Origin of the sequence: Sphingobium sp. TCM1 (genome assembly GCF_001650725.1) — a bacterium.
Taxonomy (GTDB): domain Bacteria; phylum Pseudomonadota; class Alphaproteobacteria; order Sphingomonadales; family Sphingomonadaceae; genus Sphingobium.
The window spans coordinates 35,641-49,198 of the sequence record NZ_LXVX01000018.1 but is presented as its reverse complement, the minus strand read 5'-3'; the positions used below and the strand labels follow the sequence as shown (position 1 = coordinate 49,198).

Below are 13,558 nucleotides of genomic sequence, written 5' to 3'. Positions count from 1 at the left end.
TCCCGAACAGTCGGGATGAAGATCGCGGTCAGACCGCGATCAGGCATAAAGCACCGAATAGAAAGTCAGCATCTGCACGCCGACCGCAACGGCCAGCACAGCGCCTTGAAAAGCCTGACGCATATTTTGCTCCATAGTTACAAGACTCGACCCCCCGTCCTGAGGGATGCGGGCCATTACGCCCGTCATACTCCTGTAACAATCGCAAAGGACGGCTTTCCGATTGCATCAAATGCAACAGACCTGTTACCCTAAAGCCACCATCATCGCCTGGGCTGCGGCCGGATTGCGCGCCTTCGCGCCGCTGATGAAGAAGGTGAAGACGTCGCCCCGCTCCGCCTGCGCCTTCGCCCTGTCGGTCCAGCGGACAAGATCGTCGCGAGCATAGCCGGTCGGCTCGTCCTCGCTGGCGCGCATCAACCGCATGTAGGAAAAACCGACATCATGGCCGGTGATCGCGGGATATTCGTCATGGTCGGCCAGGACCACCGCCGCCCCGGCCTCGCGCGCCAGTGAGAGAAAGGCCGGATCGTCGAAACTCTCGTGCCGCACCTCCAGCGCGTGGCGCAGCGGAACGCCCGCGACGCTGGCGGGCAGCAGTTTGAGGAAAGCGCCGAAATCGTCGGGATCGAACCGCTTGGTCGCCATGAACTGCCACAGGATCGGGCCCAGCCGATCGCCCAGTTCGGCGATGCCCTGCTCGACGAACCTGGCGATGGACTCGCCGGCTTCGGCAAGGACTTTCCGGTTGGTGCAATAGCGCGACGCCTTGACCGCGAACTGGAAGCCGTCGGGCACCGCACCAGCCCAGCCGGCGAAGGTCGCGGGCTTCTGGCTGCTATAATAGGTCGCATTGATCTCGGTCGCGGTGAGATGCTGCCCGACATAGGCCAGTTCGTCCTTCTGCCGCAGCCCCTGCGGATAGAAGCTGCCGCGCCATGGCTCATAGACCCAGCCGCCGATCCCGACCCTGATCCGTCCCGCCATCGCGCCGCTCCTCTGCCGCCTGTCCGGTCTGCCCACTTCTGATCGCGCCAGCCGATCAGAGCCAGCGGAAAAAGCGGGTGGCAATTATTGCGAACGACTCTTATTTGCAAATCAACCAAGGAGACGCCACCATGTCGCTCGACCTCATCAAGACCGGGACTTACCTGACCATCCACCTGACCGTCGGCTTCACCGTCGCCTATCTCATGACGGGGTCGGTCGCGCTGGCGGGTGGCATCGCGCTGATCGAACCGGTGATCAACGCCGTCGCCTTCTTCTTCCACGAACAGGCTTGGAAGAAGATCCAGGCCCGGCCTCCCCGCGGCAGCGGGCGGGATTGGCTGCGCGGTCAGGCCGCCTTCGCCTGATATTGTCTATTTCGCTGTCTGCCGTTTCAGCCCGATCAGCCAGGGCTTGACGCCGCGCGTCGGCCGGGGCGTGCCATCCAGCCGGCGCGCGCGCAGGATCGCGATCGGCTTGACGATCATCTGCCCGCGCATCGGCCCCGACCCGCAACAAGTCGGAACGGCCAGTATCCGCCGCACCACGTCCATCCCGGCCACGACATGGCCGAAGGCGGCGTAGCCGATATAGTCGCCGCGCGCGTCCATGTTGGGCGTCGGGCCGATGGTGATGAAGAAATTGCCCATCGCCGAATTGGGCCGGTTGGGTCGCGCCATCGACAATGTGGCGTCGAGGTGGCGGATGCCCGTGCGGGTCGTCGGCTCGTGCGGGATCGGCGGCAGCGACCGGCGCGCATCGGTATCGATCCCGCCCTGGATGAGACCATATTTCGGATCGCTCTTGCGCCGCGCTGCCCGATAGAAGGTGACGCCGTCGAACCGCCCGTCGTCGACATAGGCCAGGAAATTGGCCGAGGTGCGCGGCGCACGCTTCTGGTCCAGCGCCACGATGATCCTGCCCACCGATGTCTCGATCGCGACGCGGGTAAAGCCGGGCGTGGGCCGGTTGGCGGGCAGCGCCGCCGCGGAAACCGGCGTTAGGCCCAGCAGCAGGACGAACAGGCAGAACAGGCGATGCATCGACGGACAGGCACTCGAAGCGGGCAAAAGGGAAGCCGCAGCCGTAGAGCCGCCGCAGGCGCCGCGCAACCGGCGCCACGCCCCCGCCCGGCGTCACCCGCCGTCGCGCGCCATCGCGTCCACGCGCGCCCCTGTGACATGCCCCTCGGCCCAGCGTGCGGAAATGGGCACCGGATCGAATATGTGCCGCCCCAGCGCAACCAGCCCGGCGCCCACGCTCAGACTCAGGAAGCCGGATGCCGCGAGCAGATATTCGACCGGCGTCGCGCCATGCCGATGCGGCATCGGAACCAGCCGGCATAGAAGATGCACTGCGACACCGCCGACGATGGCAAGCAGCAGCCCGCCCGTCCGCAGCCCCAGATCCTGACCCCGCTTTCCGTGATTCGACATGCCGCTCTCCCTTGGTAGCGGCCCTCCATCTATCCAGCGGCGCATAGGGATTCGAGACGGGGCTAGCGCCCATCCCATAGTGTTTTCATAGCGAAGGCGGGCGGCTCAGCCCTCGGCGATCAGCCGATAGCCGATGCCCAGCTCATTGACGATGAGCGCAGGCCGGGTCGGGTCCGCCTCAAGCTTCTGGCGCAGGTTGCGCACGACGATGCGCAGATAGTCGATGCGGCGGTCATGCTCCAGCGGCCAGGCTGCCTGCAATATCTTCTGGTGGGTCACGACCCGCCCCGGATGCAGCGCCATCTGGCCCAGAACGTCATATTCCTTGCGGGTCAGATGCACCTCCTCGCCGTCGCGGGTGACGGTCCGGTTCGCCAGGTCGATGACCACCGCGCCCGATCGCACCGCCGGCGGCGCGCCCTGCGCCTCGATGCGATCGCGGAGCGACGCGCGAAGCCGGGCGAGCACTTCCTCGCTGTCGAAGGGCTTGGTCACATAGTCGTGCGCGCCCAGGTCCAGCGCGGCGACCTTCTGGTCGGTCGCCTCGCGCGCCGACACGACGATGATCGGCGCGGGGCCGATGGCGCGGAGCAGCTGGATGATCTCCAGCCCGTCCCGGTCGGGCAGGCCAAGGTCGAGCAGGATCGCGTCCGGTTTCGCCCGCCGGGCCTCCTCCAGTGCCTGCGCGGCGCTGGTCGCCTCCACCATATGGTATCCCGCGCGCGCCAGCGTGCCCTGCAACAGCCGGCGGATATGGATTTCATCGTCGACGACAAGAATCTGCTGCCCGCTCATAGATCGCTTTCCATCGCTGTCGCGCTCACCAGCAGTTCCTCCGGGAAATGGATGCTGAACGCCGCGCCGCGCCTGTCCTCCCGGTTCGCCGCGCGCACGGTCATGCCCATGCCTTCGGCAAATCCCTTCACGATGGCAAGGCCAAGGCCCGTGCCGCTGATCGACCGGTCCGATCCTTCCAGTCGGCGGAACGTCTCGAACACCTCCTGCTCGCGCCCCGGCGGCAGGCCCGGCCCTTCGTCCAGCACCGACAGGATCAACTCGCCATAGACCCGCTCGGCGCGGATCGTGATCGGCGTGCCGGGGTCGGCGTAGCGGCCGGCATTGTCGAGCAGGTTGAGCAGGCAATGGTGGAACAGCTGCGGGTCGACATTGACCAGCGGCAGGCTGGGCAGCACGTCCAGCCGGATCGGATGTCCTTCCAGCGACCGGCGCGCATCATGCGCCGCCGCGCCGACCGCATCGGTCAGGTCGACCGGCTCGACATGCAGCCGCAGCGCCCCGGCTTCGACACGCGCCATGTCGAGCAGATTGGCGACGAAGCGGTTGAGCCGCATCGCCTCGCTCTCGATCGTGTCGAGCAGCGGGTCGTCGATTCGCTTGCGCAGTTCCGCCGCTGCCCCCAGCACCGACGTCAGCGGGGTGCGCAGGTCGTGGCTGACCGAGGATAGCAGCGCGGCGCGCAGCCGGTCGCGCTCGCGCACCTTGTCGAGGTCGCGCATCTCCGCCTCCAGCCGCAGCCGTTCCAGCGCCAGCGCCGTCTGTTCGAGCAGGCTGCCGAGCAGCGCGAGCTGGTCCGACCGGATGGGGTCTCGCCCGTCGTCGCGGGCCAGGCCCAGCACCGCCAGCACGCGATCCCCGGCCTTGAGCGGCTGGAACTGCCAGTCCGACGCGGTGAGGCTCCCGGTTCCCCGTCCGGCGGCCTGTCCCGTGTCCCATACCCATTGGGCGGCGGCCAGCTCCATCGTTTCCATCCGCGCGCCCGCTTCGCTGGTCGCCTGCACCGTCAGGCCGGTGGCACCCATCTCCAGGATCACCACGCGCAGATTCAGGAGATGCGCGATCTCATGGCAGGCCGCGCCCATCACCTCGTCCAGGCTGCCCCGCGCGGTCAACCGCCGCAGATAGCCGGCAAGCGCCGCATTCATCCGGGCGCTCGTCGCCGCCATGTCCGCCTGCGCCCGCACGCGCGAGGTCAGCTGGCTGGTGACGACCGCGACCCCCAGCAGCACGAAGATCGACACGATATTCTCGGGATTGCTGACCGTCAGCGTGCCGGTGGGCGGCAGGAAGAAGAAATTATAGGCGAGGCTGGACAGGATGCCCGCGAACAAGCCGGTGCGCAGGCCGAACAGGCTCGCCGCCACCATGACCGGCACCAGGTAGAGCAGGCCGACATTGCCCAGGTCGAGGACGTGGAACAGGCCCGTCCCGCCCATCGTCACCAGCGCGACGAGCAGGATCGTCCACGCATAGCCCGATGGCGCGCCCCAGTCGCCCCGCCGGATCGCCGACAACGGCCGGAAGCCGGGGCGCCTTCCGTCGAGCGGAAGGACATGGACGGCGACCCCCGGTGTCTCGCGCACCAGCCGGTCGACCACCGATCCATGCCGCCATTCGAACCAGCGCGATCGCATCGACTTGCCGACCACCAGCTGGGTGGCCCGCGCCTCGGCGGCATAGGCTTTCAGCCCCTCGACCACCGACGCGCCAGGCACCGTCGCCACAGTCGCGCCCAGGCTGGACGCCAGGTTGAGCGCGGACGCGATCCTGCGCCTGTCCTCTTCACCAAATTGCTGCGCGCGGGGCGTTTCAATGTGGATCGCGCTCCACTGCCCCCGCGCCGCGTCGGAAATCCGCTTGCCAGCGCGGACCAGCTCTTCCGCGCCCGACAATTCGCTGACCGCCACCAGGATGCGCTCGCCACCCGCCCAGGTGCCGCCCAGCGCCTGCGCGCGCAGATCCTCCAGCATCTGCGCGTCGACCGCCTGCGCGGCGCGGCGCAGCGCCAGTTCGCGCAGGGCCGACAGGTTGGTCTTGGAAAAAAAGTGAGCGAGCGCGCGCGTCGCCTCCTGGGGCAGATAGACCTTGCCCTCCTTCAGCCGCTCGATCAGTTCGGCGGGCGGAATATCGACGACTTCGATCTCGGCCTGTTCCAGGATGTTGTCGGGCACGGTTTCCCGCACCCGGACACGGGTGAAGGAGGCGACGACATCGTTCAGGCTCTCGACATGCTGGATGTTGAGCGTCGAATAGACGTCGATCCCCGCGTCGAGCAGTTCCTCAACATCCTGGTAGCGCTTGGGGTGGCGGCTTTCCGGCGCGTTCGTATGCGCCAGCTCATCCACCAGCGCCAGCGCCGGACGCCGCTCCAGCAGCGCGTCGATGTCCATTTCGGTGAGGACATGCCCCTGATAGGCAATCGACCGGCGCGGCAGTATTTCGAGCCCTTGGGTCAGCGCCTGGGTCTCGATCCGGCCGTGGGTCTCGACCACACCGACGACGACATCGGCGCCCGCTTTCTGTCGCGCGGCGCCCTGCACCAGCATTTCATAGGTTTTGCCGACCCCCGGCGCCGCCCCAAGGAAGATCTTGAGCCGGCCGCGGCCTTCCTGCGCGGCGGCGCGCATCAAGGCTTCGGGGTCGGGCCGGTCGCGCTCGTTCAACGCGACGCGCGCTCGGGCACTGGCGGCAGCCGGTCAAGCTCCCGGTTGAGCGCCAATATATTCACATGATCCTCGCCCAGAAAGCCCAGCATGGGATGTTCGATATGACGGCGCACCAGATCGCGCAACCGCAGTTGCGAAACGCCGCGCACGCGGGCGATGCGGTCGACCTGCGCCAGCGCGGCGGCGGGCGACAGGTCGGGATCGAGGCCCGATCCGCTCGCCGTCACCAGATCGGCGGGGACCGGGCCGGTCACGCCCTCGCCCCGCCGCTTGTCGACATCGGCCTTGACCCGGTCGGTCAGGGCCTGCGCCGCCGGGCCGAGGTTGGAACCGGCCGAGGCCAGCCCGTCATAGCCCTTGCCCGCCGCCGAGGGCCGGGTCTGGAAATAGCGGTCGGACGTGAAGGCCTGGCCGATCACGGTCGATCCGATGATCGTCCCGCGCTCGTCCCGGACAAGGCTGCCATTGGCCTGCGCGGGCAGGACGGCCTGGCCGATACCGGTCAAGGCCAGCGGATAGGCGATACCCAGCAGGATGGCGAACAGGATCGTCATGACGATCGCGGGCCGCAGCGAGGAGAGGAAGTCTTTGCTCATGTCATGGCCTCCTTCAGGCCAGACCCAGGCCGGTGACGGCCAGGTCGATGATCTTGATGCCGGCGAAGGGCGCGATCAGCCCGCCCAGGCCGTAGACGGCAAGGTTGCGGGCCAGCAGCGGCCCCGCGCCCATCGGCCGGTAGGCGACCCCCCTGAGCGCCAGCGGCACCAGCAGCGGGATGATCAGCGCATTGAAGATGATGGCCGAAAGGATCGCGCTCTGCGGCGTTCCCAGTCCCATCACGTTCAGCACCCCAAGGCCCGGATAGAGCGCCACGAACATGGCCGGGATGATCGCGAAATATTTGGCGACGTCATTGGCGACCGAGAAGGTGGTGAGCGCGCCGCGCGTCATCAGCATCTGCTTGCCCAGCCCCACCACCTCGATCAGCTTGGTCGGATCGCTGTCCAGGTCGACCATGTTGCCCGCCTCGCGCGCGGCCTGCGTGCCGGTGTTCATCGCAACGCCGACATCGGCCTGTGCCAGCGCGGGCGCGTCGTTGGTGCCATCGCCGCACATGGCGACCAGCCGCCCGCCCTGCTGCTCGCTGCGGATCAGCGCCAGCTTGTCCTCGGGCGTCGCCTGCGCCAGGAAGTCATCGACCCCTGCCTCGGCCGCGATCGCGGCGGCGGTCAGCGGATTGTCGCCGGTGATCATCACCGTGCGGATGCCCATGCGGCGCAGTTCGGCGAAACGTTCGCGCACCCCGGCCTTGACGATGTCCTTGAGCGCGATCGCGCCCAGCAGCCGGCCGTCCTGCGCGACCGCCAGCGGCGTCATGCCGGCGCGGGCGATCTCGTCGGTCATGCGGCGCAACTCGGTGGCGGCGGCCGTCTCGCCCAGGCCCGGATTGGCCCGCAGGATCGAATCGACCGCGCCCTTCTGGATCAGCCGGTCGCCGATCCGGACGCCGGAAATGCGCGTCTGGGCGGTGAAGGGGATGACTTCGGCGCCTTCGGGCAGGGCGGTGGCGGACACATGGAATCGCTCGCGCGCCAGCAGGACAACCGATCGCCCCTCGGGCGTCTCGTCGGCCAGGCTGGCCAGCAGGGCAGCTTCGGCCAGTTGCTCCGGCCGTGTGCCGCCGACCGCGCGGAACTCCGACGCCTGCCGGTCGCCGATGGTGATCGTCCCGGTCTTGTCGAGCAACAGCACGTCGACATCGCCCGCCGCCTCGACCGCGCGGCCCGACTTGGCCAGCACGTTGAAGCGCACCAGCCGGTCCATGCCGGCAATGCCGATCGCCGACAGCAGGGCGGCGATGGTGGTCGGGATCAGCGTGATCAGCAGCGCAGCCAGGATCGCGACGGGAATGGTCCCGCCGGCATAGGCCGCGAACGCCGGAATGGTGCCGACCGCGATCAGGAAGATGATGGTGAGGCCCACCAGCAGGATGGTCAGCGCGATCTCGTATGCCGTCTTCTGCCGTTCCGCTCCCTCCACCAGCGCGATCATGCGGTCGAGAAAGCCCTGCCCCGGATCGACCGTGACGCGCACCTTGATCTCGTCGGAAATGACGCGGGTGCCGGCCGTCACGGCGGAACGGTCGCCGCCCGCCTCGCGGATCACCGGCGCGGATTCGCCGGTGATCGCCGCCTCGTTCACCGACGCGACGCCCTCGATCACCTCGCCATCGGCGGGGATCAGGTCGCCCGTGGTGACGAGCACCAGGTCGCCCGCGCGCAACTGGCTGGCGGGCACGTCCTCCGTGCCGCCATTCTTCACCCGGCGGGCGGTCAGTTCCGCCTTGGTGGCGCGCAGCGACGCCGCCTGCGCCTTGCCGCGTCCTTCGGCCAGCGCCTCGGCGAAGGTGCCGAACAGCACCGTCAGCCACAGCCACAGCACCAGCTGAAGCTTGAAGCCGACCGCCAGCCCGTCGCCGCCGATGCCGAGCAGGACGGTCATCAGCAGCGCGACACAGGCGGTGACGAACATCACCGGGTTGCGGATCAGTTCCTTGGGATTGAGTTTCTTGACGGCGTCGCCGATCGCCGGAACGATCAGTTCGGCCGTGAACAGGGATTTACTGGTAGCGCGTGCCATCCGGCGCCCCTTCTCAGGAAAGTTGGCCATGGATCATCGCAAGATGATCGGCGATGGGACCGAGCGCGAGGCTCGGCAGGAAAGTGAGGCCGCCGACAATGAGCACGATGCCCACCAGCAGCCCGATCCACAGCGGACCCGTGGTCGGGAAGGAGCCGGCGCTTTCGGGCACATGCTTCTTGGCCGCCAGGCTGCCGGCGATCGCCAGCATCGGTACGATCACGAAGAAGCGGCCCAGCCACATCGCGATCCCCAGCAGGCTGTTGTAGAAGGGCGTGCCTGCGGTCAGCCCGGCGAAGGCGGAGCCGTTGTTGCCGGTGGCCGATGTGAAGGCGTAGAGTATCTCCGAAAAGCCGTGCGGTCCCTTGTTGAGCGGACCGGCGAGACCGGCGGGCAGCACTGCGGCGATGGCGGTGAAGCCAAGGATGCAGAGCGGCAGCACCGCGATCGCTAGCACCGCCAGCTTGACCTCGCGCGCCTCGATCTTCTTGCCGACATATTCGGGCGTGCGTCCGACCATCAGCCCCGCGACGAACACGGCGAGGATGGCGAACAGCAGGAAGCCGTATATGCCCGCGCCGACGCCGCCGACCACGACTTCGCCCAGCTGGATGTTGAACAGCGGGATCATGCCGCCCAGCGCGGTGAAGCTGTCATGCATGGCGTTGACCGCGCCGCAGGAGGCGGCGGTCGTGACGACGGCGAAAAGGGCGGATGCGGCGATGCCGAAGCGGACTTCCTTGCCCTCCATATTGCCGCCGGGCACGCCCAGACTGTGCAGGATCGGGTTGCCCGCCGCTTCCTGCCAGTAGGTGACGGTCACGCCCGCCAGGAACAGGACCAGCATGGCCGACAGGATCGCCCAGCCTTGCCGCGTGTTGCCGACCGCCTTGCCGAAACACCAGGTCAGGCCGAAGCCGATGACGAAGATCGACAGCATCTGCACCAGGTTGGTCAGGGCGGTCGGATTTTCGAACGGATGGGCGCTGTTGGCGTTGAAGAAGCCGCCGCCATTGGTGCCCAGCATCTTGATCGCTTCCTGGCTCGCGACCGGACCGAGCGCCAGCGTCTGCTTCGCGCCTTCCAGCGTGGTCAGGTCGACCGAGGCGGCCAGCGTCTGCGGCACGCCCGACGCGATCAGATAGACGCCATAGACGATGGAGATCGGCAGCAGCAGATAGAGCGTCACGCGGGTCACGTCGGCCCAGAAATTGCCGATCGTCTTCGCTTCCCGCCGCGCAAAGCCCCGGAAGAAGGCGAAGGCGAGCGCGATGCCCGTCGCAGCCGATAGGAAGTTTTGGATGGTCAGGCCCAGCATCTGGCTGAGGTTCGACAGTGCCGCCTCGCCCGAATACCATTGCCAGTTGGTGTTGGTGGTGAAGCTGATGGCGGTATTGAACGCGCCGTCGGCGCCCACGCCGCCATAGCCCAGGCCATTGAGCGGCAGCAGGCCCTGAAGCCGCAGCACCGCATAGGTGAAGAGCGTCAGGACGAAGTTGAACAGCAGCATGTGCACCGCATAGCGACGCCAGCTCTGTTCCTCGTCCGGGTCGATGCCGGCGAGGCGGTAGAAACCGCGCTCGACCGGCCCCAGCACGGCGTGCAGCGGCGTGCGCCGCCCTTCATACAGCGCGAACAGCCATGCGCCGACGGGCTTCGTCACGGCCAGCAACAAGCCGACGAAGAGAAGGATGAGAATCCAGCCCTGGATGGTCATCGGTCCGGGCTCCTTTCTAGAAGCGCTCGGGGCGGATCAGCACCGCCACCAGGTAGAGGAGGAGGCCAAGCGCGGTCAGCGCCGCGAGCCAGAGGTCAATCGTCATGGCCGCACCTCATGCGCCATCGCACAGACGGGCATAGGCCAGCGTCGCCGCCAGCAGCCCGGCCATGACCCCGATCCAGAGCAGATCCTGCATATGCGTCTCCCTAGAATGAAGCGGTCAGCGCCACGACCAGCGTGGGGTCGGCGATCGAGCCGGCGCCGTCCTGGCCCTTGCTGAAACTGGGTTGCAGATAGGCGGCCTCGCTGCGGCCGATGTCGGTGTCGACATAGGACAGGCCCAGTGTCAGGTTGCGCCAGGTCGCGTCCATGCCCAGCGACCAGTCCCAGTAGCTGCCGGTCGGCGCCACGCTGGTCGCATTGGGGCCAAGCCCACGATTGCCGTCGCTGTGGCCGACATGCGCCTTGGCGGTGAAGGGGGTGCCGGCGATCGCCATCGCCGCGTCGCCCCACAGATAGAGATTGTCGTCCTTCGCGCCCGGATCGGTATAGACGCCCGAAGCGGCGTCCGCGCCGGTCGCATACCAGCGGCCCAGCGCCTGTTGCCGGGGCGCATAGGCGACGCCCGCCGTCAGCGTCGCAGGACCGGCGGTGCCGCTGAGCTTGACATAGGGTTCGGCGAAGTCGGTCTTGTCGGCGCCCGACGGATACATGTACCAGGTCAGGCCGACGTCGATCGCCGCGCCGTCCGCCAGCGGCAGCTTGTAACCGGCGATCAGGTCCAGTTCCATGTTCGCCCCGCCGAACGTGCCCCAGCCCGCCAGGTTGGAGGCCCATGCGCCGGCATAAAGCCCGCTGCGATGCGCGACGGTCAGCCCGCCCTGCACCGCCATCGCCTTGTCGGTTTGGGAAATGCCGCGGAAGCGATAATCCGACGCCAGCGCCACCGATCCGCTGACGGTGACGTCGGACGGGCCGGGATCATCCTGCGCGAAGGCCAGAGGGGCATGGGCGGAAAGAAGAAGGACGGCCGCGAAGGCCGGTAGGCGTATCATGCAAATATCCCCCAACAGACGCGCCGCGAGGGTCCGGGCACGATTCGTGAGGCCATTCAGATATTGCCGACCGCCATTAAGTATCGAGATGGAGCCAGGGCGATCTCCATAGTATTTGCATATAGTCGGCACGCAGGCCGACGGATCGCCGACGCGTGCGGGTGAAAGCGCCGCGCACCCGCTGCAACAATCGACGCTCGCCCGCCCGCGCGGCAGCGCAGGGCATTGCGTCGGATCTGTAGATATCGGAGGATCTTGACTGCCACGCACTTCGCCATTGGAGACGAAGGTGGTGACCCCTACGGGAATCGAACCCGTGTTTCAGCCGTGAAAGGGCCGCGTCCTAACCGCTAGACGAAGGGGCCGTTCGTCGGCGCCGCCGTTGGGCAGCGCTGCGAAGCGAGGGCGCAATTAGGCGGCGACGGCAAAAGGGTCAACCCCCTAAAGACAAGAAAATGACAATCCCGCTCAATCGGCCCAGGCGGCGTCCTCCAGATGCAGCTCGGCGGCGGGGCGGCTGCCCCAGTCGTCGATCTTGGCCTTGCCCGCGACCCAGAGCCGCCGGTCGCGCGGCGCCCCCAATATCGCCTGGCCCAGGTCGGTTTCGGCCTGGCGGAAGGCGATGGTCTTGATCGAACGGCCATCCTCTCCGCTCATGATCGCGCGCAGGTGGCCATTGCCCACGACATCGGCCTTGATCACGCGCATAGGCCCGGCGGCGATCAGCGGCGCGGGCCAGCCGGCGCCATAGGGCCCGCCCTGTTCGATCGCGGCGACGAAGTCGGGATTGACCCCCGCCGGCGCCAGCACCGCGTCGATCAGCAGCGCCCGGTCGTCGCGCGCCCTGGCGACGGCGGCGGACAGGCGATCATCCAGATAGTCGGCCAGCGCGTCGATCCGGTCCGCCGCCACCGTCAGCCCGGCCGCCATGGCGTGGCCGCCGCCGGCAACCAGCAGGCCGCTGTCCTTGGCCGCCAGCACCGCCGCGCCCAGGTCCACGCCCGAAATGGAGCGGCCCGATCCCTTGCCCACGCCCGCTTCGTCGAGCGCGATGACGATGGCGGGCCGGCCCGCCTTTTCCTTGATGCGGCCAGCGACGATGCCGATCACGCCGGGGTGCCAGCCCTGGCCGGAGATCACCGCCACGGCGCGGTTGCCCTGGGCGGCGAGCAACGCCTCGGCCTGTTCCTGCACCGTCGATTCGATCGCTCGGCGCTCCTCATTATACTGGTCGAGCTGCGCCGCGATGCGCGCGGCTTCGGCCGGGTCTTCCGTCGTCAGCAGCCGCACGCCCAGGTCCGCCTGACCCACGCGCCCGCCCGCATTGATGCGCGGGCCAAGCGCGAAACCCAGATCATGGCACAGCGGCGCGCGGGTGAGGCGGCTGGCGTCGATCAGCGCCGCCAGGCCGATGTTGCGCCGCTTCGCCATCACCTTCAGCCCCTGCGCCACGAAGGCGCGGTTGAGGCCGCGCAGCTGCGCGACATCCGCCACGGTGCCCAGCGCGACGATGTCGAGCAGGTCCAGGATGTTCGGCTTGCCCCGGCTGGCGAACCAGCCCCTGGCATCCAGCAGCTTGAGCAGCCTGGCGCCCAGCAGAAAGGCTACGCCGACCGCCGCCAGATGGCCGTGGACGGCCGCGTCGGGATGTTCGTCCAACCGGTTGGGGTTCACCAGCGCAAAGGCTTCGGGCAGTTGGGTCGCGCATTTATGATGGTCGACCACCACCACGTCGACGCCGGTCGCCCGCGCCATGCTCAGCGCCTCGAACGCCTGCGCCCCGCAATCGACGGTGACGATCAGGGTCGCGCCCTCGCCCGCCAGCCGCACAAGCGCCTCGCCAGACGGGCCATAGCCTTCCATCAGGCGGTCGGGGATATAGGGCTTCGCCGCCAGGCCCAGGTCGCGCAGCAACCGGATCAGCAACGCCGCGCTGGTCGCGCCGTCGACGTCATAATCACCGAAGATGCGGACATCCTCGCCGCGCTGCACCGCGTCGGCTAGTCGCTCGGCCGCCGCGTCCATATCCCGGAACAGGCTGGGATCGGGCATGAACTGGCGAATGGTGGGGTTGCGATGCGCTTCCACCGCGTCGCGCGGGCAGCCGCGCGCCAGCAGCAATTGCGTCACCAGATCGTCGGGCAGATAGGCTGGGTCGCGCGCGTCGGCGCCGGCGCCCCGCCAGCGCCAGGGCTGGCCCGAAATGGATCGCGAGATATTGAGCGCAAATGTCATGCACCGGCTCTAGACGCTGGC

At 67.9% G+C, this 13,558-nt stretch carries 13 protein-coding genes and 1 tRNA gene; 1 reads left to right on the top strand and 13 read right to left on the bottom strand.

Annotation, left to right across the window (positions count from 1 at the left end):
- Positions 1–39: 39 nt before the first annotated feature.
- On the bottom strand, positions 40–177 hold the full coding sequence (locus A7Q26_RS25215; protein WP_198162945.1) for a hypothetical protein: 138 nt from the start codon (positions 175–177) through the stop codon (positions 40–42).
- A 69-nt stretch (positions 178–246) separates the two neighbouring features.
- On the bottom strand, positions 247–987 hold the full coding sequence (locus tag A7Q26_RS14375; protein ID WP_066860934.1) for a DUF72 domain-containing protein: 741 nt from the start codon (positions 985–987) through the stop codon (positions 247–249).
- Positions 988–1,118: 131 nt separating this feature from the next.
- Between A7Q26_RS14375 and A7Q26_RS14370 the strand changes: the two genes are divergently transcribed.
- Positions 1,119–1,355: a DUF2061 domain-containing protein gene (locus A7Q26_RS14370; protein ID WP_066860931.1), complete on the top strand. Its 237-nt coding sequence runs from the start codon at positions 1,119–1,121 to the stop codon at positions 1,353–1,355.
- 6 nt (positions 1,356–1,361) lie between these two features.
- Here the strand turns inward: A7Q26_RS14370 and A7Q26_RS14365 are convergent, their stop codons facing one another.
- From A7Q26_RS14365 to recJ, 11 genes are all read right to left on the bottom strand, one after another.
- The gene (locus A7Q26_RS14365; RefSeq protein WP_066860928.1) at positions 1,362–2,030 is read right to left on the bottom strand and encodes a peptidylprolyl isomerase; all 669 of its coding nucleotides are present in this window, start codon (positions 2,028–2,030) and stop codon (positions 1,362–1,364) included.
- A gap of 93 nt (positions 2,031–2,123) precedes the next feature.
- The gene (locus A7Q26_RS14360; protein ID WP_066860925.1) at positions 2,124–2,423 is read right to left on the bottom strand and encodes a hypothetical protein; all 300 of its coding nucleotides are present in this window, start codon (positions 2,421–2,423) and stop codon (positions 2,124–2,126) included.
- 105 nt (positions 2,424–2,528) lie between these two features.
- Positions 2,529–3,218, bottom strand: a complete 690-nt coding sequence (locus tag A7Q26_RS14355) for a response regulator (protein WP_066860922.1) — start codon at positions 3,216–3,218, stop codon at positions 2,529–2,531.
- Positions 3,215–5,884: a sensor histidine kinase gene (locus A7Q26_RS14350; RefSeq protein WP_066860919.1), complete on the bottom strand. Its 2,670-nt coding sequence runs from the start codon at positions 5,882–5,884 to the stop codon at positions 3,215–3,217. The genes A7Q26_RS14355 and A7Q26_RS14350 overlap by 4 nt, the downstream gene beginning before the upstream one ends.
- Positions 5,881–6,483 carry a potassium-transporting ATPase subunit KdpC gene (kdpC, locus tag A7Q26_RS14345; RefSeq protein ID WP_066860916.1) on the bottom strand — a complete coding sequence of 201 codons (603 nt, stop codon included), beginning with the start codon at positions 6,481–6,483 and terminating at the stop codon, positions 5,881–5,883. The genes A7Q26_RS14350 and kdpC overlap by 4 nt, the downstream gene beginning before the upstream one ends.
- A gap of 13 nt (positions 6,484–6,496) precedes the next feature.
- Complete coding sequence (kdpB, locus tag A7Q26_RS14340) at positions 6,497–8,527, bottom strand: potassium-transporting ATPase subunit KdpB (protein ID WP_066861078.1); 2,031 nt, start codon at positions 8,525–8,527, stop codon at positions 6,497–6,499.
- Between the two features lie 13 nt (positions 8,528–8,540).
- Entirely contained in the window at positions 8,541–10,244 is a 1,704-nt protein-coding gene (gene kdpA, locus A7Q26_RS14335) for a potassium-transporting ATPase subunit KdpA (RefSeq protein WP_066860914.1), read from the bottom strand.
- 16 nt (positions 10,245–10,260) lie between these two features.
- Positions 10,261–10,350: a K(+)-transporting ATPase subunit F gene (gene kdpF, locus A7Q26_RS14330; RefSeq protein ID WP_066860912.1), complete on the bottom strand. Its 90-nt coding sequence runs from the start codon at positions 10,348–10,350 to the stop codon at positions 10,261–10,263.
- A 103-nt stretch (positions 10,351–10,453) separates the two neighbouring features.
- A complete protein-coding gene (locus A7Q26_RS14325; RefSeq protein ID WP_066860910.1) occupies positions 10,454–11,302 on the bottom strand; it encodes a TorF family putative porin in 849 nt (282 codons plus the stop codon).
- 290 nt (positions 11,303–11,592) lie between these two features.
- Positions 11,593–11,667 (bottom strand) — tRNA-Glu (locus A7Q26_RS14320).
- Positions 11,668–11,770: 103 nt separating this feature from the next.
- Positions 11,771–13,537: a single-stranded-DNA-specific exonuclease RecJ gene (gene recJ / locus A7Q26_RS14315; RefSeq protein WP_066860907.1), complete on the bottom strand. Its 1,767-nt coding sequence runs from the start codon at positions 13,535–13,537 to the stop codon at positions 11,771–11,773.
- Between the last annotated feature and the right edge of the window lie 21 nt (positions 13,538–13,558).